Annotated in this window: 28 protein-coding genes and 1 pseudogene; 6 read left to right on the top strand and 23 right to left on the bottom strand. The window is 63.8% G+C overall.

Features of this window, described 5'->3' with window-relative positions:
• Positions 1-11: 11 nt before the first annotated feature.
• The 6 genes from E2L06_RS09155 to E2L06_RS09130 all read right to left on the bottom strand — a co-directional run bounded on the left by E2L06_RS09155 (position 12) and on the right by E2L06_RS09130 (position 5,327).
• Entirely contained in the window at positions 12-1,250 is a 1,239-nt protein-coding gene (locus E2L06_RS09155; RefSeq protein ID WP_138780720.1) for a cation:proton antiporter, read from the bottom strand.
• 213 nt (positions 1,251-1,463) lie between these two features.
• Positions 1,464-2,918: an MATE family efflux transporter gene (locus tag E2L06_RS09150; protein ID WP_138780718.1), complete on the bottom strand. Its 1,455-nt coding sequence runs from the start codon at positions 2,916-2,918 to the stop codon at positions 1,464-1,466.
• Positions 2,915-3,553 carry a TetR/AcrR family transcriptional regulator gene (locus E2L06_RS09145; protein WP_138780716.1) on the bottom strand — a complete coding sequence of 213 codons (639 nt, stop codon included), beginning with the start codon at positions 3,551-3,553 and terminating at the stop codon, positions 2,915-2,917. Before E2L06_RS09145 ends, E2L06_RS09150 begins: the two co-directional genes overlap by 4 nt.
• 282 nt (positions 3,554-3,835) lie before the next feature.
• Positions 3,836-4,285, bottom strand: a complete 450-nt coding sequence (locus tag E2L06_RS09140; RefSeq protein WP_138780714.1) for an RNA-binding protein — start codon at positions 4,283-4,285, stop codon at positions 3,836-3,838.
• 67 nt (positions 4,286-4,352) lie between these two features.
• Positions 4,353-4,553 (bottom strand): DUF1918 domain-containing protein, encoded by a 201-nt coding sequence (locus tag E2L06_RS09135; RefSeq protein ID WP_138780712.1) that lies wholly within the window; start codon positions 4,551-4,553, stop codon positions 4,353-4,355.
• An 84-nt stretch (positions 4,554-4,637) separates the two neighbouring features.
• Positions 4,638-5,327 carry a type 1 glutamine amidotransferase domain-containing protein gene (locus E2L06_RS09130; RefSeq protein ID WP_138780710.1) on the bottom strand — a complete coding sequence of 230 codons (690 nt, stop codon included), beginning with the start codon at positions 5,325-5,327 and terminating at the stop codon, positions 4,638-4,640.
• Positions 5,328-5,478: 151 nt separating this feature from the next.
• Here E2L06_RS09130 and E2L06_RS09125 point away from each other — a divergent pair, with 151 nt between their 5' ends.
• Positions 5,479-5,943: an Hsp20/alpha crystallin family protein gene (locus E2L06_RS09125; RefSeq protein ID WP_138780707.1), complete on the top strand. Its 465-nt coding sequence runs from the start codon at positions 5,479-5,481 to the stop codon at positions 5,941-5,943.
• Between the two features lie 45 nt (positions 5,944-5,988).
• Here E2L06_RS09125 and E2L06_RS09120 read toward each other — a convergent pair whose 3' ends face one another.
• The 4 genes from E2L06_RS09120 to E2L06_RS09105 form a co-directional block, all read right to left on the bottom strand.
• A complete protein-coding gene (locus tag E2L06_RS09120) occupies positions 5,989-6,987 on the bottom strand; it encodes a bifunctional oligoribonuclease/PAP phosphatase NrnA (protein WP_138780705.1) in 999 nt (332 codons plus the stop codon).
• Between the two features lie 65 nt (positions 6,988-7,052).
• A complete protein-coding gene (locus tag E2L06_RS09115; protein WP_138780703.1) occupies positions 7,053-8,051 on the bottom strand; it encodes an ornithine cyclodeaminase family protein in 999 nt (332 codons plus the stop codon).
• A 71-nt stretch (positions 8,052-8,122) separates the two neighbouring features.
• Entirely contained in the window at positions 8,123-8,338 is a 216-nt protein-coding gene (locus E2L06_RS09110) for a hypothetical protein (RefSeq protein WP_138780701.1), read from the bottom strand.
• Between the two features lie 297 nt (positions 8,339-8,635).
• Positions 8,636-9,055, bottom strand: coding sequence for a DUF3054 domain-containing protein (locus E2L06_RS09105; protein WP_138780699.1), 420 nt, complete (start codon positions 9,053-9,055; stop codon positions 8,636-8,638).
• A gap of 337 nt (positions 9,056-9,392) precedes the next feature.
• Between E2L06_RS09105 and E2L06_RS09100 the strand changes: the two genes are divergently transcribed.
• Positions 9,393-10,082: a J domain-containing protein gene (locus E2L06_RS09100; protein WP_138782525.1), complete on the top strand. Its 690-nt coding sequence runs from the start codon at positions 9,393-9,395 to the stop codon at positions 10,080-10,082.
• Here the strand turns inward: E2L06_RS09100 and E2L06_RS09095 are convergent.
• From E2L06_RS09095 to E2L06_RS09040, 12 genes and pseudogenes are all read right to left on the bottom strand, one after another.
• Positions 10,083-10,684: pseudogene (locus tag E2L06_RS09095) on the bottom strand (toll/interleukin-1 receptor domain-containing protein).
• 58 nt (positions 10,685-10,742) lie between these two features.
• Positions 10,743-11,177, bottom strand: a complete 435-nt coding sequence (locus tag E2L06_RS09090) for a hypothetical protein (protein ID WP_138780697.1) — start codon at positions 11,175-11,177, stop codon at positions 10,743-10,745.
• A gap of 73 nt (positions 11,178-11,250) precedes the next feature.
• A complete protein-coding gene (tpiA, locus tag E2L06_RS09085; protein ID WP_138780695.1) occupies positions 11,251-11,895 on the bottom strand; it encodes a triose-phosphate isomerase in 645 nt (214 codons plus the stop codon).
• 79 nt (positions 11,896-11,974) lie between these two features.
• A complete protein-coding gene (locus E2L06_RS09080; RefSeq protein WP_138780692.1) occupies positions 11,975-12,517 on the bottom strand; it encodes a multiprotein bridging factor aMBF1 in 543 nt (180 codons plus the stop codon).
• A gap of 86 nt (positions 12,518-12,603) precedes the next feature.
• On the bottom strand, positions 12,604-13,218 hold the full coding sequence (locus E2L06_RS09075) for a CDP-alcohol phosphatidyltransferase family protein (protein WP_138780690.1): 615 nt from the start codon (positions 13,216-13,218) through the stop codon (positions 12,604-12,606).
• Positions 13,215-13,769 (bottom strand): adenylate kinase family protein, encoded by a 555-nt coding sequence (locus E2L06_RS09070; protein ID WP_138780688.1) that lies wholly within the window; start codon positions 13,767-13,769, stop codon positions 13,215-13,217. The genes E2L06_RS09075 and E2L06_RS09070 overlap by 4 nt, the downstream gene beginning before the upstream one ends.
• Entirely contained in the window at positions 13,766-14,899 is a 1,134-nt protein-coding gene (hisC, locus tag E2L06_RS09065; RefSeq protein ID WP_138780686.1) for a histidinol-phosphate transaminase, read from the bottom strand. Before hisC ends, E2L06_RS09070 begins: the two co-directional genes overlap by 4 nt.
• A 145-nt stretch (positions 14,900-15,044) precedes the next feature.
• A complete protein-coding gene (locus E2L06_RS09060; RefSeq protein WP_138780684.1) occupies positions 15,045-15,413 on the bottom strand; it encodes a rhodanese-like domain-containing protein in 369 nt (122 codons plus the stop codon).
• 47 nt (positions 15,414-15,460) lie between these two features.
• Positions 15,461-17,221, bottom strand: a complete 1,761-nt coding sequence (ligA, locus tag E2L06_RS09055) for an ATP-dependent DNA ligase LigA (RefSeq protein WP_138780682.1) — start codon at positions 17,219-17,221, stop codon at positions 15,461-15,463.
• 153 nt (positions 17,222-17,374) lie between these two features.
• Positions 17,375-17,686, bottom strand: a complete 312-nt coding sequence (locus E2L06_RS09050; RefSeq protein ID WP_249361397.1) for a HalOD1 output domain-containing protein — start codon at positions 17,684-17,686, stop codon at positions 17,375-17,377.
• An 82-nt stretch (positions 17,687-17,768) separates the two neighbouring features.
• A complete protein-coding gene (locus E2L06_RS09045) occupies positions 17,769-18,428 on the bottom strand; it encodes a helix-turn-helix domain-containing protein (RefSeq protein WP_138780678.1) in 660 nt (219 codons plus the stop codon).
• A 168-nt stretch (positions 18,429-18,596) separates the two neighbouring features.
• The gene (locus E2L06_RS09040; RefSeq protein ID WP_138780676.1) at positions 18,597-19,226 is read right to left on the bottom strand and encodes a class I SAM-dependent methyltransferase; all 630 of its coding nucleotides are present in this window, start codon (positions 19,224-19,226) and stop codon (positions 18,597-18,599) included.
• Positions 19,227-19,496: 270 nt separating this feature from the next.
• On the opposite strand from E2L06_RS09040, the gene E2L06_RS09035 reads away from it, so the two are divergent.
• Positions 19,497-20,657 (top strand): methionine adenosyltransferase, encoded by a 1,161-nt coding sequence (locus E2L06_RS09035; RefSeq protein ID WP_138780674.1) that lies wholly within the window; start codon positions 19,497-19,499, stop codon positions 20,655-20,657.
• Between the two features lie 33 nt (positions 20,658-20,690).
• Positions 20,691-21,347 (top strand): proteasome subunit beta, encoded by a 657-nt coding sequence (locus E2L06_RS09030; RefSeq protein WP_138780673.1) that lies wholly within the window; start codon positions 20,691-20,693, stop codon positions 21,345-21,347.
• Between the two features lie 5 nt (positions 21,348-21,352).
• Here E2L06_RS09030 and E2L06_RS09025 read toward each other — a convergent pair whose 3' ends face one another.
• On the bottom strand, positions 21,353-21,664 hold the full coding sequence (locus tag E2L06_RS09025) for an MTH1187 family thiamine-binding protein (RefSeq protein ID WP_138780671.1): 312 nt from the start codon (positions 21,662-21,664) through the stop codon (positions 21,353-21,355).
• 153 nt (positions 21,665-21,817) lie between these two features.
• Between E2L06_RS09025 and E2L06_RS09020 the strand changes: the two genes are divergently transcribed.
• Complete coding sequence (locus E2L06_RS09020) at positions 21,818-22,549, top strand: ZIP family metal transporter (protein WP_138780668.1); 732 nt, start codon at positions 21,818-21,820, stop codon at positions 22,547-22,549.
• 84 nt (positions 22,550-22,633) lie between these two features.
• Complete coding sequence (locus tag E2L06_RS09015; RefSeq protein ID WP_138780666.1) at positions 22,634-24,187, top strand: hypothetical protein; 1,554 nt, start codon at positions 22,634-22,636, stop codon at positions 24,185-24,187.
• The last annotated feature ends 3 nt before the right edge of the window (positions 24,188-24,190 follow it).

Here is a 24,190-nt window from a genome sequence, read left to right as displayed (position 1 = left end):
GGGTGCCCGGATCAATCTTCGGATGGTGCCATCGAATCGACGTAGACGAGTTCGTCGGCGTTCTCGAGCAGGCGCACCCCCCAGGTGACGGTGACGGGGACGAGCGCAGTCGTAAAGACGGCGATGAAGACGAGGATCGAGAACAGCGACTGGTCGATCACGCCGGCCTGATAGGCGACGCCCGCAATGATGATCTCGACGGTGCCGCGCCCGTTCATCCCGAAGCCGACGACCAGTCCCTCGCGGGATGTCAGCGACGTTGGGAGCGCAAACAGCCAGGAGCCGACGATTTTGCCGAGAAACGCGATGCCAACGAGCACGACGAGCACGCCAAAGCTGTCAGCGAACACGTCGAACGTGATCTGGAAGCCGATCGTGACGAAAAAGACCGGTGCGAACAGCCCCATCGCGAGATCGTAGATGACCACGTGGATGTGCTCGTAGAGGCTGGGCTCGACATCGGCCTGCCGGAGGAACATGCCCGCGATGAACCCGCCGATGATCATGTGCAGGTCCGCAAGCGTCGCGAGCTGGGCGAACAGCAGCGAAACCAGCAGGGCGAACGTGAACGCGGTCGTCCGATTGACGAAGCCGTATCGCTCGCGCTGAGTTTCGATATATCGCCACGCGAGTGGCAGGAAGCGATAGCCGATCACGAGCGTGACTACGAAGAAGCCAAGCGCTTTGAGGAGGATCACACCGATCTCAGTCGGGTCGAGCCCACCGGCGGTCACGTAGCTATCGACGCCCGCGTACACGATGAGGACGCCAACGTCGGAGGCGAGCGCCCCGCCGAGTAATACGTTCGCGATCCGCGTCTCGAGCAGGTCGAGATCCGCGAGAATGCGCGATTTCGTGGCCAGCGAGGTAGCGGCCATCGCGAGGCCGAGAAACAGCGCCGCGCCGACGGAGACCCCGAGCCAGACGCCGGCCGCATAGCCCATGCCGAACGGGATGACGAAGGCCCCGAAGGCGATCAACAGCGCCTGTGGCCCGAGTTCGAACAGTTCGCGGAGGTCGACCTCCATGCCGACGTAGATCATCAGGAGGAACACGCCGAGTTCGGACAGCACCGAGAGTAGCTCCGAGGGGTGTAATACGCCGAGCAACGCGGGGCCGAACGCGATGCCGGCGAATAGCTCGCCCATCATCGTCGGATAGCCGACGCGCTCGGCGAGTGCCCCGAACACCCACGCGACGGTGAGAACGAGCAGCAGGCTCAGTAGGTCGATGCTGACCGTCTCGACCATTCGCTACACCTCCGGGGTGGCTGTGGCTGGTGGATGTTCCATCGACGCTCGACTCGGTCGAGCCAAACGACACACAGGTACTTTACTGAACCGGGCAGAAACTGGACTCTCGAAACTCGAGACGACGGCCCGCTTCATACGGACTTCTGTCAGTCAGTGCCGGCGGGCCCGCGACCCGGCGGTCCGACCGGGACATTGGGACAGCAGCCCGTCTCAGTCGTTGGTACTGGTCTCGAGTTCGGTTCCGGTCTCGATTTCGTCGCCCAGCGTCGGCCCCGCAGGGCTCTCAGTTACGTCGACGTTACGCCAAGTTCCTCTGCGATACCAGCCGTAGGTGAGCGCGGCACCGACGACGTTCGAGATCGCAAAGGCGATCCAGATCCCGCGGTAGTCGATCACCTGTGAAAGGCCGTATGCGGTCGGCAGTCGGATCAGCGCGTACGTCACGAGGACGATCGCCGCCGCGGTCAGCGTCTTGCCGGTCCCACGGAAGCTGCCGTTGTACGCACGCATCACGCCGATGAACCCGAACGACGGCGCGACATACCGGAGGAACGTCACGCCGACCTCGATGACCTGCTGGTCGTCGGTAAAGGCGGCCGTGATCGGTTCCGCGGCGAGCCAGGCCACGACGCCGAGTACGCCGAGGATAACGAACATGGTGCGGGCGGCGAAGTTTGCGGCAGCCTCTGCGCGCTCCGGTTTGTCCGCCCCGACGTTCTGGCCGGTCATCGTCTCGACGCCACGAGCGACCGCGATCGCTGGGAGGAAGATGACCGAGAACACGCGCGTTCCGATCCCGTAGGCTGCGACGACGTAGGTGGGGAACAGCCCGACGATCACCAGCAGTAGGTTGATCGAGAGTGCACGGCCCATCCCCTCGATCGACGCCGGGAACCCGATGCTGACGAGTTTCTTCGTGAAGGAGAGATCCGGCCGCATCTGTCCGACCCGGATCCGAACACCTCTCGAACCCTGAAACATGATCGCGAGCCCGACGACGAGCGCGAGGGAACGGGAGAAGACCGTCGCGATCGCTGCCCCCTCGATTCCGAGTCTGGGGAACGGCCCCCAGCCGAAGATCAGGAAGGGGTCGAGGATGACGTTGAGCAGCACCGAGCCGAACATGACCAACATCGGTGTGATCGTGTCCCCGTAGCCCCGCATTAGTGCGATGAAGACGAAGAAACCGAACATAAACGGCAGCCCGAGCGAGATGACCTGCATGTAGTCGGTCGCAAGCCACAATACGTCGTCCGATGCGCCCAGCAGACCGAGCAGTTCACTGACGAAGCCGTAGCCGACGAGCCCGAGAATCATCGCACCGAGCAGTGACACCGCCACCGTCTGGGAGGCGGCGTACTCCGCTTTCGACTCCTCATCCGCACCGGTGTACTGTGCGACGAGGACGCTCCCGGCGACTGATAGTCCCATTCCAACCGAAATCAGCAGAAAGACCATCGGAAACGCGAAGCTAATCGCTGCGAGCGCCTCGGTGCTGTACTGGCCCAGCCAGAACGTGTCGATGAGGTTGTAGGCGGTCTGCAGCAGGTTCGTCACGATGATCGGCAGCGACAGGTAGAACAGCGGCCCCGCGATGTCGCCGGAAGTCAGATCGAACTCGTCGCGGCCCTTGAACAGCCCCGAGAGACGATCCAGGAGGCTCATCCGTTTGCCTCCCCGTCTCCGGTCCCGTCGGTCGGTGGTGAAGCGTCACCCCCACTCGCTGCCGCCGGCCGCAGGGTTTCGTCGATATACTCGTGGACGTACTGACGCGTTCGTTCGGGCGGCCGATCGACCGCAGTCGCGCGCGTCTGTGCGCCGTGAAACAGCGTGACGAGGAAGTCGGCCGTCGCCTCCGGCTCGACGTCGTCACGGAACTCACCCGCCTCGAGCCCGTCGGCGACGAGCGTCGCGATGCGCTCTCGGAGTGCGCGGTCGAACTCGCGCAATCGCTCCCGGTAGGCCTCGTTGTACGGCGACTGCGCTTTGATCTCGAGGATCGCCGTCCGGAACTCCTCGGCGGAGTCGTCCGACGGCGTCAGTAGTTCGTCGGTGAACTCGTGGAGCCGCTCGGCCGGCGTCTCGCCGGGCACGGTCTCGGTTCGCTCCTCGAACCGGTCCAGCAGAAACTCGAGAAATGACTCGAGGAGGTCCTGTTTGCTATCGAAGTGATAGTGGAGAGTGCCCTTGCTCTTGGCCGACTCCGCGGCGATGTCTTGCATCGTCAGCTCCGCGTACCCGTGTTTACAGAGGGCACAATATGTCGCCTCCATGAGGTCGTCGATGGTTTCGTCGGACATTCAGAACGGATCTATCCAAACTTACTGACTGGCCAGTCAAAAGCCCTTCGTCCATTGTCGGCGGTGGCTGAGAGGCACACGCAACCGGTCTGTGAGCCAGCGCCAGTACCGAACGGCAATCCGCACGAAGAACGAACACCGACCGCTATCGACGTAACTCGTCATACGGACTCCTGTCAGTGGGTGCCGGCGCACCCGCGACCTGTCCTGCGGGTGTGCCGGTCACTCGGGACAGCAGACCGTATCAGAAGGAGTTGATATCGGCAACCAGTAACGAACCGATCAGTGCTCGTCGCGCAGCCGCTCGAGGACTTCTTCGGCGTTTTCGACCGCCTTCTCTTTTTTCGCGGGGTAGGCCTCGACCTTGCCACGGAAGGTGATGCCGTCGCCCAGCCGAACGTCACCCTCGAAGGCGGCCTGTTTGTCGAGTCGAAGGAACAGCTCGGTGTTCTCGGTGACCCGCTCGTCGAGTTCGTCGATCAGGTCGTCGAACGACTCGAGGTCGGCCAACCGCGAGAGGACGTGCCGAACGTCGTCGGCGTTTTCGACGCGGGCCGAGAGCACGAGAATGCGGTCGCCGTAGTGGCCCTCACTTTCGACGCGCTCGATCTCGAACGGTTCGTCGTCGCGGTCGGGGAGGAAGGTGCGCAGGGCTTCCTCGACGCGTTTTTCGTCCTCGGTGGCGTAGCAGAACGTCCGTAAATCGACGTAGTGAAGCGGGATCTGTGGCATCTGCAGGTCGAATTCCGATGTGGTCAGGGAACGGGGCTCGAGCGAGCGCGGTCGTCCGCGATCGAGATTATTCGTCGTCTTCGTCGTCTTCGTCGGCTGCCTCGAGGTCGTCCTCGGGCACACCGGTTTCCTGCCCGTCCTCGAAGCTGACGGTATAGGTGACGTCGCCGAACATCGACTCCATCGTCTGGGTCACGGTACCGGTCTCGCCGTCGAACTCGCTGTGCTCGTCGTTGAGGACTACTTGATCGTCTTTCTCGAAGCTCATAGCCAGTGCTTCCCCGTCGGCGTGTAAAAAGGGACTGATTCGCGGTAAGACGCCGCCGACCGATCTGTCCGTCCTCGCTCGCCCTCAGGCCTCGAGTTCGACGTCCAGTTCCTCGAGCAAGGTTTTGGCGGCTGCGTGCGAGGAGCCGGGGCCGCGGCCGGTGATGAGATCGCCGTCGACGGTGACGCTGGTCTCTTGGTCGAGTTCGGCGTCCCAGTTGCCGCCGGCCGTTTTCACCTCGTCTTCGACCCAGTAGGGTAGTTTGCGGCCGTCGGGCATGCGGTCGGCTTCGTCGACGATGCCCTCCTCCCACTCGTTGGGGAAGCCGGTCACGTCACGGCCGTTGACGATGAATGCGCCGTGGCTGTCACGGGCGAACGCGAGCATGCCGACGGCGTGGCAGACGACCAGCGCCTTGCCGTCACCCTCGATGATGTCGCGGAGGAGTTCGCGGGCGTGTTTGTCCTGGTTGATATCCCACTCGGTGCCGTGGCCACCGGGGAAGAAAACGGCGTCGTATCCCTCGGCGTTGGCCTGCGTGACCGAAATCGGATCGTTCAGTCGCGCGTCGGTCTCGTGGACCTCTCGGACGTGTTCGGCAGTCTCCTCGCCGACCTGATCGGGGTCAGTCGAGCGCTCGTCGATCACCGGTGGACTGCCCGAGGGTGTCGCGACCGTAATCTCGACGCCCGCATCCGAGAGCGTCTCGAGGGGCTCGACGCATTCTTCGCCCCAGTAACCTTCCTCGCTGACGACAAACAGTGCATCCGTCATAGGCAGTGCTACGCCGGGCAGCCTGAAAACGACCAGCCCACCCGTCGGTTCTGCCGCAAGTCAGTGCGCTAATCTATCGGTACTGCCGACCGTCGTCACTGGAGAGGGTGGCCTTTTTCGCGCTCGGCCGCCTACATTGGCAGGTGAGACCATGGCAGATCGACCCCGCCCGTTCGACGGCATCGAGGAACTGCTCGACCGATTGAATCGCCAGATAGAGACGGCCACCAAGTCGTGGGAAAGCCAACTGGACACCCGGAGTCGACTCGACCTCTCGACGAGCGGCTCGGAGATGCAACTCGACCTCGCGGACGAGGACGACGAATTCGTCGTCACTGTCGACGTCCCCGGCTACGAAAGCGACGACATCGAGTTGCGACTCACCGGGGAGACGTTGGCGATCTCGGGTACACGAGAGCGAACCGAGGAGGTCGGTGGCGAGGACGAGACCTATCTCCGGCGTGAGCGGAAGGCACAGTCGTTCAGCCGGCAGATTCGGTTGCCGGAACCGGTCGACGAGGACGCGGTGCAGGCCAGCGTCAACAACGGCATCCTGACGGTCCGACTCCCAAAGCGCGAGCCCAGCGAGGAGGCACACTCGATCGACATCGAGTAGCAGTCCGCGTTCACACTGTCGGGCGTCCCTGTTTGGCCGCCCGTCTCATTCGTCGAGATGTAATGAATCGAAAAACCGTCGAGTGAGTCGCTCCCCGATGAACGCGAGGAGCTCGTCGGTGTCGTCGCCCTCGTCGGCGAACAGTCCGAGTTCGATCCGGCCGCCGGCCATGTCGTGATGGCCGCCGACCGATCCCAGTTCGTTGAAGCCGTCTTGGAGTGTCTTCCCCAAGTTGACCCGTGGATCGATCGAGCGGCCGCTCAGGCGGATCGCATCGTTGACGACGCCGTAGACGAGCACCGTGTCCACGCCCTCGAGGTTGAGCAGGTAGTCAGCTGCCTGCGGCAGCGCGTCGGTTTCGCCGGTCATACCCACGCTCGCGACGAGCGCCGAGCCGCGTCGTTCCCGGCTGGTGATCGCCTGTCCGATCGCATCGAGGGTCCCCGGCGAGAACGTGCTGCCGTACAGTTGTTCGAGGGTCTCGAGGTCCGCGTCGGAGTAGATCGCCAGTGCGGCCTCGTACTCGCGCCGCGTCGGCTCCCGGACGAAGTCGAGACGCTCGCGGTGGAGTGCAAAGAGCAGCGCCGACGCGAGACGCTCGGTGGGGTCGACCTCGAGCTCGCAGAGATACTCGACGAAGATCGTCGCCGTCGCGCCGTACTCGGTTCGCACGTCGACGAACGTTGCGCCAGCCGGCTCGCCGGGATGGTGATCGATGACGATGTCCGGGACGACACTCGTCGGGACTTCAGTGTTCGCACCCGGTGTGCTGTGATCGACGAAACTCAAACAGTCGTACTCCTCGAGGCAGGTCTTCGCGAGCGTCTGGAGGTTGATATCCAGCAGGTTGACGAACGCACGGTTTTGTTGGTGGGAAATCTCCCCGCCGTAGGCGATCGTCACGTCCGCGACGTCGTGATCGTAGGCAATCGTCTCGAGTGCGAGCGCACCGGCGAGACAGTCCGGATCCGGATTGTCGTGACAGACGATCGCCAGCGAGTCGGTCGCCTCGAGCACGGACACGAGTTCGGCCGCACGAGACATATCCACAGTACGCCGGCGAGACGCTTGAAACCCGCGTCGGGGACACGAACGTGGCCCTGGAGTCTCTACGCTCCAGTCAACGCCTCGCTCGCCGGCGCGAACTCGATTTTGGTACCGCGGCCGGCCTCGAGTGCGCGATCGTAGAGCAGCGACGCCGCAGCGACCGTTTCGATGCCGGTCCCGCCGCTGTCGAAGACCGTAATCTCGTCGTCGCTCATCCGTCCGGGTGCCTTCCCGGCGACGACCTCGCCCAGTTCCGCGTGGACATGGTCCTCCGTGATGGCTCCCTCCTCGAGCGCGTGGATGAACGACCCGGCATCGAGCGTCGTTCGCTCGCGGAGGTCGGGGACGTACGTCGCCCGCTCGATGGTCGTCGTATCTAGTTCGCGCTTGTCCGGCGAGTACTGGCCCATCGCGGTGACGTGCGTGCCGGGCTCGAGGTCGTCACCGTCGAAAACTGGTTCACTGGCGGTCGTTGCCGTGATCACGACGTCCGCCCCGGCGACGGCGGCTGCACTCGAGTCGACCGCGCGGATCGATGCCTCGAGGGACTCGTCGAATTCGGCGGCGAACGCCTCTCGGTTCTCGGGGGTCGGCGAGTAGACACGGATCTCGTCGAACGTCCGGACTGTCGTGGTCGCACGCAGTTGGCCCCGGGCTTGCGCGCCGGTGCCGATAACGGCGAGGGTTTTAGCGTCCGTGCGGGCGAGTTCGTCGACTGCGACGGCACCGGCCGCGCCGGTCTTGAACGGGTTCATGCTCGCACCGTCGAGCAAGGCAAGCGGCGCGCCGCTGTCGGCGTCGAACAGCGGCGTCATAAACCAGGCGTCGCCAGCACTGAAGCCGGCGCTGTACATGTAGCCCCCCATCACACCCATCTCGGGGAGAACAGCGGCATAGCTGGTGAACATACCCTCGGGATCGCTCCGGAGGAGTTTCGACCGCGGCTGTGCCGGTGCACCCGTACCACGCTGGCGATATCCCTCGCGGACGGCATCGACGTACTCGGCCGGCGTCGCAAGGTCGGTAACGTCGGCGCTGGTCAGAAACAGAGTGTCGGTCATACGCAATCAGAGGCGACGAATCGGGAAAAGCACCCGGCCGCAGATGACGGGAGAAGAAACCGTGACTGGAGTTAGTCCGCGTTGAGCGGCGGACGCGCAGAGTTGGCCTCGTCGGAAACGTCTGTCGGCGTGTTGATGAACATCGCGTGTCCGATGATCGACATCGAAACGAGCGCGCCGATCGGAACCGCCGCCGTCAGCGAGATGCCGACGACGGTCAGGGCTGCAGTAATTCCGAGCAGTGCGACTGGGATGAGGCCAAGAACAATGTCGTAGTATCCAGTCATAATCTAACGTATACTATGGGAAATAGCCATATAAGTGTTTCCCATAATCTGCCAATGGTGGATGTATCTATGATCTGTATCCACCAAGTTTTATCCCTATAACTTATGAAATGGTTTCGGATGGTTAGAAAACAGCCATGTTGGCGAGTGCCGATTTCGTATAAAATACTAAAGGAATCTCGATTGCCCGTACGTACCGTTCATACCCGAGAAAATACGAGATCTGCTGATCCACGTCGGATAGTGGAGAATTCGATGAGCGGCCGCGAACTCGAGATCGCTCAAGGCTCGTGAGACTTACCGGGTTCGTGATACGAACAGGGCGTAGCCCAGCCGCCAGCCGAGCAAGGCGACGAGGACGGTGCCCGTGATGACGATCGGGAACGGCCAGGTCGTCCCACCCTCGAACAGCGGTGAGCCACGGATCATGAGTCCGACGTTTGCTGCCGCGATCCACGAAACGGCCGTCAGTCGGATGTCGTCGATCCCGCCGGGGCGTGTGTAAACGCCCGCGAGGGCTGCAACAGCGAGCCACCCGATCACGAACGGGATGGCCGTCGTGAGCGATGCAAGCGGTTCGGCGATCGGGTTCCCACCGTGTTCGATATTTCCGAGGAGGACCAGCCCAACGATCACAACGAGGTCGACGACGCCGATGACGACCTGCTTCCGGTCGAGCGTGTTCTCTCGGGACCCGGTCTGAACTGCCGTATCCATACGAAAGCGTCCGCACCGCGGCCCTATTGGTCTCCCGGTTCGGAGTGGGGGAAAACGACCTGACAGGAGTGGTGGACCTCGGCGAGCATCGGTCGCCGAGTGCCGCCCACCGGACAGCGCGTCTTCGTGCGAGGTCACCCTCGCACGGATGGACAGTCGACGGGGAACTACTTTGTTAGCAGCGTCGTTCAGGCGTGGCTGTCGGACTGTCCAACGCGGCGACGCAGTAATATCGTATTACGACAGCCGAATCACGGCTGACTACCGTCACAACGTGATCGGGTTCGAGACTCTCTGCAGAAGAACTAATATTGGCCGCCACCGAATCGCCGTCGTGATAGCTGTGGTCGGCGATGACCGAGTCGGCTGCGATGGCTGTGGCCGAACAGTCACGCTCGAGAACCTGACGACAGTGACGATGCCGGACGGCCAGCGGGTCGCCTGCTGCCCTGACTGTGAGCCTCACGCCAGAGCAGCCGCACGGAAGGGCGGCTCGCTCGATCAGCGCCGGGATACCTGTGACGGCTGTACCGGCACGTTCCCCGTGGCCGATCTCGAGACCGTAGTCCTCGACGACGGCACCGTCTTGACCTGTTGTCCATCGTGTGCCACCGAGGCCCCGACGGCGACCTGTGACGATGCGTCGGCCCCCGATGCGGGCGGTGCCACCGATGCCGGTCCGGCGACCGATTCCGAGCCGGCTGACACGGATCGATACCGCTGTACGCAATGTCACGACCAGCTCGCCGAGGAACCGTTCCGCGTGACGACGGTCGACGAGCGCACCGAGCGGCTGTGTGTCGAGTGCAAGGCTACTGCCGAGGACCGCGGCATCGTTGCAGCTGTCGACATGCGAAAGACCAGAGCACGCGAGATCCTCGGGGTGGCGCCGGACGTGACCGACGACGAACTCCGAGCCGTCTATCACGACCAGATCAAACGCGCCCATCCCGATCGCAAAAGCGGCAGCAGAGCCGCGTTTCAGCTCGTCACGGAGGCCTACGAGCGGCTCCGCGACGACGAGTGATCACTCTTTACGACCCCTGAAACCGATCGTCGCCGGATTGAAACAGTACGTCGAGCCGCAACCGGAACACGACGCTGTCAGATGTTTGCCGTGCGTATAGAGTTTCCAGAGCTTGGTCTGTCCCTGTTCGAGCTCGAGCGTGACCGGATGGCCACAGTCCGGGACCGTACACGGGAACCGAATGTACCAGTTCGGAACCGACAGCGCCCCAAGCGGTGCAAGTTCGCTTCGCAGCCGGGAGAGCAGGTTGAAGATCTCACCGTGAGGTCCGACCGATCGATCGTCACGTCCTCGATGTCACCGACGTAGCCGCGACGGCTCACCCCCTCCTCACGCAGCGGTACCACGGGAATTCCCTTGGCGACCGCGTACCCGATCTCCTGATCGATCCACGTGGTCTCGGTCATGTCCTCGGTCAGCACTGCGACCACGATGTCGCTGTTGGCGACGCGGCCCTCGAGTCGCTTCCGATCGCCGACGGATTCGAGTTCCTCGAGCGCGATGTGGACGCCGAAGGGGAAGTTCTTGACCGTCGAAAACAGGTCCTGGACGAGCGAGAGATCACCTGGCGCGTGAGAGACGTACACCTGTTCGTCGGTCATGGAACTGTCTACGAGAAGCAGGTGTCCGAACCATTATTAACCTACGTCAGACTCGAATTTAACTACTGTCGTGTTTCGGTCGGTAATTTTTGATCGTCGAGAGAACGCGTTGGGAAAATTCGAGTTGGGAAAGCCCCGACTCGAGGTGCTCGAACCACTCGCGTTCGACGTACCACCAGCCGCGGACATCTCCGTCGGTCGTCAGCGACGTCACCTCCAGCCGGCCCGGCGTCCACGAGCGTTCGTCACCGATCGTCAGCAGCGTCCGCAGCACTGCGCCGACCTCGTTGCGTGTAATCCTGGGCGTCTCGGCGACGACTTCGTACTCGAGTTCGATCCCGGCTCCGTCCTCGGCGGGCGAGTCGCCCTCGTCTTTCCACGCGAACGAGGTCAGGTAGATGCCGTGGCTCATCAGGCGATTCTCGAGCGTCACGGCGACGGGACGCTCTCCGGTTACCGAATCGCGCTCGGCGGTGGCCCGGTCGTCGGTCATACGTGTCATTCGACGGGCAGAGAGAAAAGTCGGTCGGCGACGCTGTTTTATCGTCTCTCGCTCGCGACCCAATTCACAACGGCGCGACGAGATCCTCGAGCGCCGCTTTCGGGTCGTCGGCTTTCGCGACGCCGCTTGCGAGCAACACCCCTTCGGAACCGAGGTCCCCCGCGGCGACGACATCGTCGCCCGTACTGATGCCCGCTCCACAGAGAACCGAGACATCGGCGTCGACGCTCGCCGCGGCGTCGACGGCGTCCTCGACGACGTCGGGATCGGCCTGGCTGACCGGCGTTCCGGTCCCGATAAGTTCGGGGGGTTCGACGGCGACGGCGTCCGGGCCGAGCGCTGCAGCTGCGCCGATCTGGGCCGGGTTGTTCGCACAGACGACCGTCTCGAGGTCGGCTCGCTCGGCTGCCTGAACGGCACCGTCGATGTCGGCCAGTTTCAGTCGCCGCTCGGAGTGGTTAATCAGCGTGCCGACCGCTCCCGCGTCGGCGGCGTGCTCGGCGAGGGTGTGACCGGTGTTGCTGCCGTGCTCGATCGGATCGACGTGCTGGGCCCACGTCTCCGCGCCCGTCTCGGCGACGCGCTCGATGTGGGTCGCCGGTGGCGCGACGGCCAGCCGGGCGTCGGTGGTTTCATTGACGTCGCGGACGGCTTCCGCCACTGCTACCGGATCACACGGATAGGTCTTCAGGTTGACTAGGACGAACATATCGGCAACCGCACCCGCACGGAAGAAATAGCTTGCGAGTCGGCGACGCGGACCCTGCGGACACGCCCCGCGTCACACGTCAGTCTTTGCGCTTGACGACGTCGCCGAGGGTATAGCTGCCCGTCGAAGAGCCGCCGGACCACTCCGAATCCTCAGCGGAACTTCCCTGCGCGCTCAGGTTGATCTCGAGGAAGTTCTCGAGTTTGGACTGGACGCGGTCGCTCGGGAGGGTGTCACCGCGTTCGATCTTGCGGATGAGGCTTGCTTTCTCGTTGAGTTCGTTCGCCAGTTCGGACTGGCTCAGTCCCTTGCTCTCGCGGGCGTTGCGGACGCGATCGTCGTAATCGGTCGCGAGCTCGTCCATGTCGTCGAACATGTCCGAGCGACGCTGGCTCGAGCCGCCGGAATTCGACGTACTCGTACTCGTCGTCGACTGCCCACTCCCGCTCGATGCGGACGAACTCGAGTCGGTCGAGTACTTGGTCGACGTGCTCGAACTCGAGGTCTGTTTGACTTCAGTGCCGAAGTCCGTGCAGTTCGAACACACGTCTAGCTTCGCACCCTCGACTTTGATCGTCTTCGGGGACGACGTCTCGGCCCCACACATCTCGCACTGAACCATACCCAGTTCTATATCGCGCCGAGGGATAAAGGATACGGCGTCGTTTCAGACCGCCGGAAATCCAGGTAACGGCCGCAAACACCCGCTTACTCGAGGGCAACCCAGGCGTAGTAAAAGCGCTGGAGCGCGGTCAGGTGGCCGACCACCGCGAGGAAGACCAACAGCAGGCCGACGAGCGTCACGTCGCCGATGACCGGTCCCGAGAGCGGATAGGCCAGAAAGCCGACGAGCCCGATGATCGCCAGCCGATCCGCACGACCCACGAGGCCGCCATAGACCCGATCGAGCCCGACGGCCTGGGCCTGCGTGCCCAGATAGGAGGTCATCACGACGCCGGTCACGGCAGCGAAGCCGAGCAGGTAGTTCTCGAGGCCCGCGGCCAGCCCGGCGATGACGACGATGTCCGCATAGCGGTCGAGGACGTGATCTAACAGGTCGCCGCCGGCCGAGGCGACCTCTTGTTCGCGCGCGAGCGCGCCGTCGACGATGTCGAGCCACCCGTTGAGAAAGACGAGCACCGCCGCGACGGCGTACCAGATCGGATCCTCGAGGCCGCCGAGTGCGAACGCCCCAGCAGCGAGCATCGCCATCCCGAACGCGAGCACGCTCACGCCGTTGGGCGTCATTCCAACGCGGTCGAACCCCTTCACGAACGGGTCGAGGGCACCCGAGACGTACGGACGGAACTTGTCGAGCGTCATGTCAGATAGTCCATAAAGTCGACCTCGCCGGCGCTTGGCTCGCGCTCGCCCGCCGCGACCGCCACGAGTTCGTCCGCGACTGCGTCGGGGTCGCGATCCGTCGTGTCGATCTCGTAAACCGACTCGAGGCCGTGTTCCTCGACGGCCTCCGAGAGGATCACGTCAAGCGCCTCGCTTTCGGCGTTTTCCGCCGCCTTTGCATCGGTCTCGCCGCGTTCGCGCAGCCGCCTCTCGAGCGTTTCGGGGTGGCACCGGAGCACGACGACCCGGTCGGCGTCGAAGTGATGTGCGAGATGCGATTCGATCACGACGTCGTCGCGGCCGTCGAGCCACGCCGCGAGCGCCTCGAGGTCAGCGATCTTGCTCTCACGATCCGCGTCGACCTCGGTGTAGAGTGCTTCGTCCTCGAGCACCTGGTTGAGGTGGATTATCTCGAGGTCCGGCGTCGACTCGCCCTCGCCGTCGGTGGTCGAGTCGGCCAGCCGCGCCTCGAGCAGTTCCGTTGCGGTCGTCTTGCCGGTGCCGGGGGTGCCAGTGACAGCGACCCTCACGGATCGGCCACCTCCGCATCTGGGTCGTCGGCTACGTCGAGGTCTTCGAGCACGTCGTTGAGCGTCGCGACCGCGCGTTCGGTCTCGTCTTCGGTGCCACAGGTGATCCGGATACACGCCGGGAGGCCGAAACTCGAGCAGTCCCGAACGATGACGCCCCGCTCTTGCATCTCGGTGGCGACGGCCGAGGCGTCGCCGACATCGACGAGGACGAAGTTGCCCTCGCTTTCCCAGACGTGAGCATCGATGGTATCCTGCATGTATGCGCGAGACTCACGGGTCGTCTCGACGGTGCGGACGACGTGTTCCTCGTCCTCGATGGCGGCGAGACCGGCCCGACAGGCGAGTTCGCTCGCCGCGAAGGGAGTGTTCACCCGAGTATAGGCGTCGGCCCACTCGTCAGGCACGACGGCGTAGCCGAGTCGGACGCCAGCCAGCCCGTACGCTTTCGAGAACGTCCGCAGGACTGCCACGTCGTCGCGTGCGTCGAATTCATCCCAGCCTTCGATCAGCGCGGTCGCACTCTCCCGGTCGGCGAACTCGCCGTAGGCCTCGTCGACGACGATCAGCGTCTCCTCGTCGGTTTCGTCGGCGAGGCGTTCGATCTCTGCGAGTGGCATCGTCGAACCGGTCGGATTGTGCGGGCTCGTCAGCCAGATCACGCGCTCGCCGTCGTAGGCCTCGAGGACGACATCGGCGTCCTGTCTGAAGTCGTCGGCCCGCGAGAGTTCGTACTCGCGGACGTCGCCGTGGTGGAACCGGGAGCTCATCCCGTAGTAAGCGAAGCCGGGTCTGGGGACGAGGATATCGTCGCCAGGCTCGAGGGTCGCTCGGTGGAGATAATCGATCGCGCCGTCGCCGCCGTTTGCCAGCCAAACTTGTTCGTCGGCGACGTTCCAGCGGCCGGCGATGGCGGTCGTCAGATCGGCGTGGGCGGCTTTGGGGTAGGAACTCACGTTCGAGGCCGTCTCCCGGATGGCCACGGCAGCGGCCGGCGAGGGCCCGTGTGGGTTCTCGTTCGAGGCGAGTTTGATGAACTCCGAGGGGTCACGCCCGAGTTCGCGGGCGACCTCCTCGATGCCTCGACCCGCCTCGTATGCGACGTGATCGGACAGGTCGCGCGGTTGCATACGCGACTCCAGTTTCCCGTGGCTCTTAAGGATGCTCACATATGGTCAGTCATTCGAACGTGACTGTCCACGCTGACGTGGCATGCTGTGTTACAGCCAGTCAGTCGTAGGCACGGCAACCTGTGGTGTCACTGTAACGCAGTTCTCACGTGAGTTTCCACAGCAACGACCGGATCTTGTATCCCAGTGAGCCGTTCTGATACCCTGTCCACCCACTCATGCCTCCCAGAAGCGTCGCCGCGTCGTACCCTTCATCGGCGAGCAGGCTGGTCGCCCGTTTGGCGACCATGCCCTGCTTACACACCACGACCATGTCCTCGTCAGCGGGGAGTTCATCGAGTCGATCGTACAGTGCGGCGTCGTCGCCTTGCCGCAGCTCCTGATAGACCGGCACGTTGTGACTGCCTTCGATCGCGTTCGATTGATACGCCGATCGCGGGCGAATATCGACGATAAACGGCTCGTCTCCCGACTCGAGGCGTGCGTCGAGTTCGGCTGGGCGGATGCTGCTCATCACCCTAATATTGTGCCCAGGACACAAAACCGTGGTGCTTCAGACGCTTACTGGCCGTGGAGGCGCGCCAAGCGCTCGAGCGAGTCCGCATCGGCCGGGTCCTTGTCGGGTCGAACGCTCAGGAACCGCGGGAATCGTAGCGCATAGCCTGACGAGTACGTCGGCGAGGTCTGGATCTCCTCGTAGCCGACCTCGAAGACGATCGCGGGCTCGATATCGACGTCCTGGCCGTCTTCGGTGGCGATGTGGGGCTCGAGCAACTCCGTCAGCTCCGCGAGTTTTTCGTCGGTGATGCCGGTCGCGACCTTGCCGACCGTCTCCAAGTCGTCACCCGCACGAACAGCGAGTTCGAAGGTCCCGAGGAAGGTCGCACGCCGCCCCTCTCCCCACTCCGCACCAGTGACGACGCAATCGAGCGTCTCGACGTCCGGCTTGCGCTTGCGCCAGTGTTTGCCGCGGCGGCCCGGCGAGTACGTCGACGCCGGGTTCTTGAGCATGATGCCCTCGTGGCCCGCCTCGAGCGCGTCGGCGTCGATCGACTCGATCTCGTCCGGATCGTCGGTCAACCAAAGCAGAGAGAGCCCCTCGACGTCTGCGTCGGCGGTGGTGCCGTCGCCGTCAGTGTGGTCCGCAGCGTCGGCCCCACCCAACACCGATCGGAGTCGATCGTGTCGCGTCGTCAGGGGCTCCGCGAGCAAGTCCTCGCCGTCAGCGTGCAGGCAATCGAAGAAGACCGGCCGCACCGTGACGTCCTCGCGGGCCTTCGCGACGTCGTGTTTACGGCGGAACCGCTTGAGGACCTCCTGAAACGGCAGCGGTGCGCCGTCCTCGTCGATCGCGACGACCTCACCGTCGAGGATCACGGGTTCCTCGAGCGTGTCGTCGGCGAACTCGACGACTTCCGGTAAGGCGTCGGTGACCTCTTCCATGTTTCGCGAGAAGACGCGCGTCTCCGCGGTCGTCTCGGCGTCGCCAGGGACGTAGTGTAATTGAATCCGAGCCCCGTCGTACTTCCACTCGACGCCCGCCTCGTCCCACTCCTCGAGTGCGTCGGTGACCGTTCCCGCCTGTGCGAGCATCGCCTGCACGGGCCGGCCGATCTCGAGTTCCATCGCGTCCAGTCCCTCGAGCCCCTCGTCGCGGGCGATTCGAGCAACCCGTCCGTAGTCGTTCGACACTTGCAGCGCGCGTTCGACCCGATCCTCGGGCACGTCGAACGCCCCGGCGATGGCGTCGCGGACGGTCCCCTCGCCGACGCCGATGCGCATCTCCGAGAGGACGATGCGGGCGAGATAGCGCGCCTCCTCGCTCGAGCAGCGATTGAAGAGTCCAAAGAGCAGGTCAACCTTGCGGTCCTGACTCCCCGAGCCCTCAGCGTGGGCGAGGTCCACGAGCGTCTCGTAGACCTCGCGGACGGTGAGATCGTCACTGCTATCGTCAGTGCCGCCGCCGGTGAACGCACTCAGTCCCTGCTGGCCACCGAAGTCATAGCTTGCCGCGACGTCACCGATCTCACCGACGTCGGCGAGTCGGTCCTCGATGTCGTCAGCGCTGACGTTCGTCCCCGCGGCGCGGGCGATCGCCTCGTAACACGCACTCGGTCCGATATCCAGCGTCGTCGAGTCCCAGGCCGGAAACACCCGCCCCTGGGCGAAGCGGGCGACGAGCTCGAGGGTCTCCGGCTTGGCCCCCTCGCAAGCGTCGTCGCCGGCGGCGGCGAGCAGGTCCCGAACGCGGGCGACGATCTCGAGGTCGGCGGCTTCGGCGTCGATCGTCCCGGCGCGGTCGGCGAACGTGGCGAACTCCATCGGCGGTGTCTCTTTTCGGGAGGAGTAAAACGGTTCTGAGACGGGATCGTCTCGTGAACAGGCGCTCGAAACGGAGGCCAACGCGGAAGCGACCGAAGTCGCAGAGACACAAGCCGAAACGATCGGCTGGATACAGCCGCGTCCGAGAAAGGGCTACTGGCTCGAGACGGTGATCTCGCCGTCGGCGGTTACGGTCACGTCGTAGCCGTCGTGGGTGAACGTCACGGACCCGGTTCGTGTGTCACCGCTGTGGGTCGGACTGAACAGGGCATTGAGCGCATCGGGATCGATCGTCTCGAAAAGCGGTGTGAGGACGCCGACGGTCTCCATGGTAACACCTGCATCCGAATCGGTCGTCACCCCCGCAGCCTCCCGTAACGCCGCGATGACCGCGTCGCTCAGCGACTCGTCGTCAGCCGCGGTGTAGGTGAGAGAGTCCTGACAGACATCGGCATCTACGTGCATCGATCGGTTTTGTCTCGTCGCCATCGGTATCCAGTATGAATTGCTATTAATTGGTGACTTCCGGGGTTGAGTGACCAATGGTTTAAGTACTGATGTCGTTCGCGATCGTGCTCCGGACGAGCGCCTTCTGGCCGCGCCGAATGAGCGCCGAGAGCGCCTGGCTCGAGATTTCGAACTCCTCGGCCAACTCTTCTGCCGACGTCTCACGCGGCACCTCGAAGTAGCCACGTTCCAGCGCGCGATATAACACGTCACGCTGGCGAGCGGTGAGGCCGTATTTGGCCGACGCTTCCGCATCGGTTCGGTAGAGGCGATGCAGCGTAAACGAGAGGTCGGCCTCGTCACACTGCTCACGATAGCTCGAGAGCGCCTCACGGTTTGGGATCTGTGCGCGGTATTCCATCGTCGTCCCCGCCGCTTTGATCTCGAGAAACGTGATCCCGAGTTCGATCGCGTCGGTATACGTCAGGCCACGCTCGCCCGCCGACGAGAGCGAGATCCGAAAGAGCCGTCGGTCGGTCAGCGTCGCGAGCGTCTCGAAATCCGTAATGGTCGGGTCGTATGGAAGTGCTCGGAAGAATCGATCGAGTTCGCTCTCCTGGCCACGTGCCCAGAGAGTCAGCCGCGAGTCGTTTTGCAGCGCCGGCTGCTCGTCTTCGACTTCGACGGTGACCCCGGGTGCCGCTTGCCGGGTCTCCAGCAGGATCGGATTCGAGAGCGTATACTCCGCAATGAAGCTCATGCGGATCGCCCGTCGGGAGTTCTGGCAGTTCGTTCGGCGCCGCCAGATGACCCTGGGGGTGGATCATCGGCCACTGTCAGTCTCGACTCGCCGGTGTGAGTTCGAACTCGCATCCAGTTCGTATGGAGGATCGCAGAGAAAACATAATTTTTGTTACTGTGTCGACATCTATTGCGTCGCCTTGATCCCGACGAACGAGCCGTCGCCGTACCCGTCCTCGATCGGCTCGGGACCGTCGATCTCCTCGAGCCAGTGATAGATCGTCTGGACGAACTCGAAGTCGGTAAAGCCAGCCGCCTCAAGTGCGTCGACGAGTTCGTCTGTCGAGACGAACGTTGCATCACGATAGAACGGGTTCTGCGCTTTTTTCTCCTGATATTGCCGGCCGACGGGGCTGTCCTTGTCGATGTAGCCGATCACGAGACTGCCCGTCGGCGTGAGGATGCGGTCGGCTTCGGCGAGCGTTCGCGGGATGTCGTCGACGAAACAGATCGTCGTCACGATCAGTGCGGTATCGAAGCGCCCGTCTCGAACCGGCAGCGCTTCAGCGACGCCCCTGACCGCGTCGATGCCCCGTTCGCGAGCGCGCTCGAGCATCGCCCCGGCCGGATCGATGCCGACGTCTAACTCGAGAGGGGCGGCAAAGCGTCCGCTGCCGACGCCGATTTCGATCCCGCGTCCGGTCGTCGGCACGAGTCGTCGCAGCGCGTTCAGTTCGGACTGGTAAGCGTCGTCGTGGATCTCGAACCATTTTTCGTACCGATCCGTGTGTTCCTCGAACGGGGCCGTTTTCGGCATGCCTGTACGTAGGTACCGTGGCACTACCAACGTTCGGGACGGAACCGCTCGATCACGTTCGTTCGCATCGGCGATGCAGCCCTCGTCGCCGACACCCCGCTGTGACCGGCAAAGACGATCGACGCACCGAACCGCTCGCAGAGAGGCTGTTGTCGTGGTCGCCCCGGCGCTGGCGCACACTTCGGTCTCCGCCAGTGAGATGATATTGTACTCGACAGTCAGGGTCCCAAAAACAAACTATACGGTCCCACAGCGGGTGTCTATCCGTCTATGGACGATTCCTCGGTTACCGTCCAGCACCTCGATCGAAACCCCGTCTCGTCACAATCGCCGGAGTTCGTCGAACGGAAGGGACTGGGCCATCCGGATACGCTCTGTGACGGCATCGCCGAAGCGATCTCACGGCGTCTCTCACGGTACTATCTCGACGAGTTTGGCCGGATCCTCCATCACAACACCGACAGCGTGCAACTCGTCGCCGGGACGACCAAACCCGCCTTTGGCGGCGGCGAAATCGTCGAGCCGATCTCCGTCATCATCGGCGGACAGGCGACCAAAACTGTCGACAGACGACGCGTGCCGACCGACGAACTCGCGGTCGGCGCCGCACGGGACTACGTCGACACGACCATCGAGGAACTGCCTGCTGACGCGATCGAATTCGAGTCACGTCTCGGCGAGACGTCCGCCGATCTGAAGACGCTGTTCGGCGATGGAGATGTGCCTCGAGCGAACGACACCAGCATCGGTGTCGGCTACGCACCGCTCTCCAAAACGGACCATATCGTCCGTGGACTCGAGTCAGAGATCCGCAAGAAGATTCCGGCGGTCGGCGAGGATGTCAAGGTGCTGGGCTGGCGCACGGACGACCAACTCCGGCTGACCGTCGCTGCAGCCGTCATCTCCCGGTACGTCGCGACCGTCGAGGAGTACGTCGAGATAACGGATCACGTCGAAGCGCTGGCCAAGCGCTACGCGAGCGACCGAATGGATGGCGACGTGCAGGTCGATGTCAATGCCGCTGACGACATCGAGACGGAAACCGTCTATCTCACCGAAACCGGCCTCTCCGCGGAGATGGGTGACGATGGAAACGTCGGTCGCGGCAACCGCGGCAACGGGCTCATCACGCCCACTCGGCCGATGAGTCTCGAGGCAACGGCCGGCAAGAACCCGGTCAGTCACGTCGGTAAACTCTACAATCTCGTCGCGAGAAACGCCGCAGACCGGATCAACCGGGAACTCGGAGCTGAGTATACCGAGGTGAAACTGCTGTCACAGATCGGCGCGCCGATCACGGCCCCGCAGGCGATCGACGTCGAGACGACGGCATGCGACGACGAGGCGATCCGGCAGCTCGTGACCGCCGAACTCGAGGATCTCGATGAACTCACCCATGATATCGTCGCCGGCGACGTGCAACTGTTTTAGCGCTGGTCGACGTCGGGTCCGTGAGGTGTCACAGTGACGGTACGACGACTGCGAAGCAGTCGATCAGGGCGCGACGACCCCCTGACCGACGGCGGTTCTGAGACAGTCGGGACGCTCGTCGGACTCGTGACGCGAGACGGCGTTCTTCTCGCCGCCGACACACGCACGAGCCAGGGCACTGTCGTCCGCAGCGAGCGCGTTCAGAAGCTCACGCAGGTTCACCCGACCGCCGCGATGGGATCGCTCGACCACCTCGGCGCCGCACAGTCGTTCGTCCGAACGATCCAGCTCGAGGCCGAGCGCTACGAGACCGACCGTGGCGATCCGATGACGGTGCCGGAACTGAGTGCGGTTGCGGCCGAGACGCTCCGCTCGGAGTCCACAGCGGAGACGTTCGTCCTCGGCAGCGTCGACGCCGACGGGTCACACGTCTTCTGCCTGCGCCCGGACGGCGGCGTCCTCGAGGACGAGTTCGTCGCAGTCGGAAGCGGAGAGGCGGTCGCCACGGGGACCATCGAAGCCGACGTGACGGACTCGCTGACGATGGCCGAGGCGCGGCGGGTCGCCGGCCGCGCCCTCGCGAGCAGTGCCGAGCGCGACGCACTGACCGGTGTCGGCGTTCGCATCGCCGAGATCATGGCCGCTGGCGTCGAGACGGCCGACTACGAGTCGGTCGACGAGTTCCTGTAGGGCGATCAATCGCGTCGCCTGGCGTCCCGGTCGGGCTGTCGTTCGACGGCGTCGACCTTGTCGCTGGCGCGTTGCTCGACCGTTCGTTTGTCGTCGACTTTCAACGTCGTGATCACTCGCGCTTCGTCGACGGCCGCGTGTGCTGCTGCCGCGGCTTCGAACAGTTCGCTCGCATCGTCGGCTTCGATGATCGTCCCCATCGGATTGGTTTCATAGGCGACGTCGAACGCCTCAAGCGCGTCGATCGCCTTCGCGACCTCTTTGGAGAGACTGCCCTCCCGAACTGGTGTGACATTGAGTTCGCCGATCGCGGTCATGGCTGACGGTACGTTGTCAGAGGATATAATGGCGCAACCTGCTCGAACGAGGGTTCTTTGCCGGCCTGCCCGTGACACCCCAGTATCCCTATGTATCTGCTCAGTGTCGACCGTCCTACCCACGATGAACGATCAGGGCATGGGAGGTCGGCCATGGTAGCGGTCTCGGCGGAGTTCTACTGGATCGCGAGGTTCGCTATCGTCGCGGCGCTCGTCAACAGCGCGGGGATCGTCGCCATCTTCCGCTATCGAGAGTGGGCGGAACGATATCTCACCTATTTCATGTGTTTTGCCGCGGGGGTTCTCCTTTCGATGCCGCTGGTGCTCGCGCTGCCGAACGCGATCACGAACAACTCGAACGCGGGATTCAGTGCTCTCGGCGGGTTTCTGTTCATGTTTTTCTCCAACAAACTGATGACGTATCGCACTCAGCAGGAGAGTCTCGCGTTCGGGGTGACGGCGGCGGAGGGTATCGGGATCCACTCGCTGGTCGACGGCGTCGTGTACACCGTCACGTTCAGCGTGTCCCTCCTGACCGGGATCCTGGCAGGTACCGGGTTAGTCGTCCACGAGTTCGCCGAAGGAGTCATCACGTATCTCGTCTTGCTGAAGGGCAACGTGACGGAGCGAGCGGCGGCGGGCTATGCGTTCTTTATCGCCGCGCTGACGACGCCGATCGGCGCGTTCGTCGCGTATCCGCTGGTCACTAGACTGGGCCAGCGCCACTTGGGACTGCTGCTCGGTTTCGTCTCGGGCGTGTTGCTCTACGTCTCCGCATCTCACCTGCTCCCCGAAGCGAGCGCACACGAGCAGAAGCACTCGACCGTTACCCTCATGGCCGGCGTCGGGCTGGTACTGTTCATCGTGTTCTCCCGGACGGTGTAGGAAGGCTCGAGCCCTGTGTTAGCCCCTGCCGAGCGTCACCTCGAGAGACGTGCTTTCAAGTCAATCGCGCGCGCACTCGGAGCTATGCCAGAGGAGGAACTCGCCGCACGGGTCGCTGACGTGCTGGCGGTCGACGCTGCAGACTTCCGCCAGCGGGCCGAGGCGGACACCGAGGTGATCAAAGACGCCATCGAAGAGGGGGTCTTCGACAACCCGCAGGCGATCATCGGCCTCGAGTACGAATTCTACGCGATCAAGGCCGACGACTGCACGCTGCGGCGAGTTCCACGCCGGCTGCTCGAGCTGATCGGTTTCGAGAAGGAACTGGGCTTGCACAACGCGGAGATGACGACCAGCCCACAGCCGCTGAACGCGCCCGGGCTAGCGGCCCAGGAGTCAGAAGTCAAAGCACGCCTGCGGACGGCACTCGACGTGACCCAGTCCGAGCGGATGCGGCTGGTCAGCGACGGACTGTGGACGATCCCACCCGAGGGCGAGACGGCGGACACCTACCTCACCGACAGCGTCGAACGGACCGCGACGACGCCGGACGGCGACGATCGGACGATCCGCATCGCGACGAACATGAGCGACTCCGCCCGCTATCACGCGATGGCCAACACCGACCAGGCCGACTCCGCGGGGATGCGCATCGAGGCACCGCACGTCTCGTTGCAGGCTGAGACCGTCATGCCCGAGAGCCTCATCACGTCGATTCAGCCCCACTATCAGGTTCCACACGCGCCCGACCTCCCCGAGTACTTCAACTATGCACTGCGGGTGGCGGGCCCGCTGCTCGCACTCGGTGTCAACTCGCCGTTTTTCCCGGCCGATCTGTACGATGAGGACGCGACCGCCGACGAGATCCTCCAGGACGGCTGGATGGAACACCGCATCAGCGTCTTCGAGACCGTGCTCAACGATCCCACGACTGGCGAGGGGAAGGTCCGGTTCCCCCGCGATCTCGAGAGCGTCGACGAGGCCATCGATCGGATCGTCGCCGACGACACGATCGTCCCGATGCCGGTCGAACCCGGCGAGCGCTTCGACGACCAGTTCCCTCACTTCCGGCGCAAACACGGCACCTACTGGCGGTGGGTCCGCCCGGTCTTCGGCGGCCCGACGCGCTCGGCGGCCAACGCCCGCATCGAGTTCCGGCCGATCCCCGCCCAGCCGACGGTGCGCGATTCGGTGGCCTTCCTCGCCGCCTTCGCTGGCCTGATGGAGAGCCTCACCCGGCTCGAGCATCCCGTCCACGAACTCGACTGGCAACTGGCTCGCGAGAACTTCTATGGCGCGATGACCGACGGCCTCGAGGCCGAGCTGACGTGGATCACGAACGACGGCCGGGAGATCACTGATGGCCTCGAACTCTACGAGGACCTGCTGGCCCACGCCGAGGACGGGCTGGTCAACCGCGGGCTGAGCGAGGAAGACGCCGCCAAATACCTCTATCCCCTCCGGCGGCGGGTCCGTCAAAAGGTAACCCCTGCGAGCTGGAAGCGCGAGCAGGTGCGGGCAGCCCTCGAGGACGGTGCCGACCTCGCCGACGCGATCGAGCGAATGCAACAGCAGTACGTCAGCCGGCAGTCGGAGACGTTGCTCGAGGGGAGCTTCGCGGACTGGATCGGCGACTAGCGG

This window comes from Haloterrigena sp. H1 (assembly GCF_005938085.1).
Classification (GTDB): domain Archaea; phylum Halobacteriota; class Halobacteria; order Halobacteriales; family Natrialbaceae; genus Natrinema.
The sequence above is the reverse complement of the archived record's forward strand: the minus strand, read 5'-3'. Positions and strand labels throughout refer to the sequence as shown.

Bases quoted from the DNA above. Each gene is read 5' to 3' on its own strand.
- E2L06_RS09015 (WP_138780666.1), top strand. From the start codon at position 22,634: ATGCCAGAGGAGGAACTCGCCGCACGGGTCGCTGACGTGCTGGCGGTC.
- E2L06_RS09130 (WP_138780710.1), bottom strand. From the start codon at position 5,327: ATGACGGATGCACTGTTTGTCGTCAGCGAGGAAGGTTACTGGGGCGAA.
- E2L06_RS09125 (WP_138780707.1), top strand. From the start codon at position 5,479: ATGGCAGATCGACCCCGCCCGTTCGACGGCATCGAGGAACTGCTCGAC.
- E2L06_RS09045 (WP_138780678.1), bottom strand. From the start codon at position 18,428: ATGAGCTTCATTGCGGAGTATACGCTCTCGAATCCGATCCTGCTGGAG.
- E2L06_RS09020 (WP_138780668.1), top strand. From the start codon at position 21,818: ATGGTAGCGGTCTCGGCGGAGTTCTACTGGATCGCGAGGTTCGCTATC.
- E2L06_RS09150 (WP_138780718.1), bottom strand. From the start codon at position 2,918: ATGAGCCTCCTGGATCGTCTCTCGGGGCTGTTCAAGGGCCGCGACGAG.
- tpiA (WP_138780695.1), bottom strand. From the start codon at position 11,895: ATGTTCGTCCTAGTCAACCTGAAGACCTATCCGTGTGATCCGGTAGCA.
- hisC (WP_138780686.1), bottom strand. From the start codon at position 14,899: ATGCAACCGCGCGACCTGTCCGATCACGTCGCATACGAGGCGGGTCGA.
- E2L06_RS09025 (WP_138780671.1), bottom strand. From the start codon at position 21,664: ATGACCGCGATCGGCGAACTCAATGTCACACCAGTTCGGGAGGGCAGT.
- E2L06_RS09040 (WP_138780676.1), bottom strand. From the start codon at position 19,226: ATGCCGAAAACGGCCCCGTTCGAGGAACACACGGATCGGTACGAAAAA.
- E2L06_RS09120 (WP_138780705.1), bottom strand. From the start codon at position 6,987: ATGTCTCGTGCGGCCGAACTCGTGTCCGTGCTCGAGGCGACCGACTCG.
- E2L06_RS09110 (WP_138780701.1), bottom strand. From the start codon at position 8,338: ATGACTGGATACTACGACATTGTTCTTGGCCTCATCCCAGTCGCACTG.
- E2L06_RS09050 (WP_249361397.1), bottom strand. From the start codon at position 17,686: ATGCACGTAGATGCCGATGTCTGTCAGGACTCTCTCACCTACACCGCG.
- E2L06_RS09140 (WP_138780714.1), bottom strand. From the start codon at position 4,285: ATGCCACAGATCCCGCTTCACTACGTCGATTTACGGACGTTCTGCTAC.
- E2L06_RS09105 (WP_138780699.1), bottom strand. From the start codon at position 9,055: ATGGATACGGCAGTTCAGACCGGGTCCCGAGAGAACACGCTCGACCGG.
- E2L06_RS09035 (WP_138780674.1), top strand. From the start codon at position 19,497: ATGGACGATTCCTCGGTTACCGTCCAGCACCTCGATCGAAACCCCGTC.
- E2L06_RS09075 (WP_138780690.1), bottom strand. From the start codon at position 13,218: ATGACGCTCGACAAGTTCCGTCCGTACGTCTCGGGTGCCCTCGACCCG.
- E2L06_RS09145 (WP_138780716.1), bottom strand. From the start codon at position 3,553: ATGTCCGACGAAACCATCGACGACCTCATGGAGGCGACATATTGTGCC.
- E2L06_RS09060 (WP_138780684.1), bottom strand. From the start codon at position 15,413: ATGAGCAGCATCCGCCCAGCCGAACTCGACGCACGCCTCGAGTCGGGA.
- E2L06_RS09155 (WP_138780720.1), bottom strand. From the start codon at position 1,250: ATGGTCGAGACGGTCAGCATCGACCTACTGAGCCTGCTGCTCGTTCTC.
- E2L06_RS09080 (WP_138780692.1), bottom strand. From the start codon at position 12,517: ATGGTTCAGTGCGAGATGTGTGGGGCCGAGACGTCGTCCCCGAAGACG.
- ligA (WP_138780682.1), bottom strand. From the start codon at position 17,221: ATGGAGTTCGCCACGTTCGCCGACCGCGCCGGGACGATCGACGCCGAA.
- E2L06_RS09115 (WP_138780703.1), bottom strand. From the start codon at position 8,051: ATGACCGACACTCTGTTTCTGACCAGCGCCGACGTTACCGACCTTGCG.
- E2L06_RS09090 (WP_138780697.1), bottom strand. From the start codon at position 11,177: ATGACCGACGACCGGGCCACCGCCGAGCGCGATTCGGTAACCGGAGAG.
- E2L06_RS09135 (WP_138780712.1), bottom strand. From the start codon at position 4,553: ATGAGCTTCGAGAAAGACGATCAAGTAGTCCTCAACGACGAGCACAGC.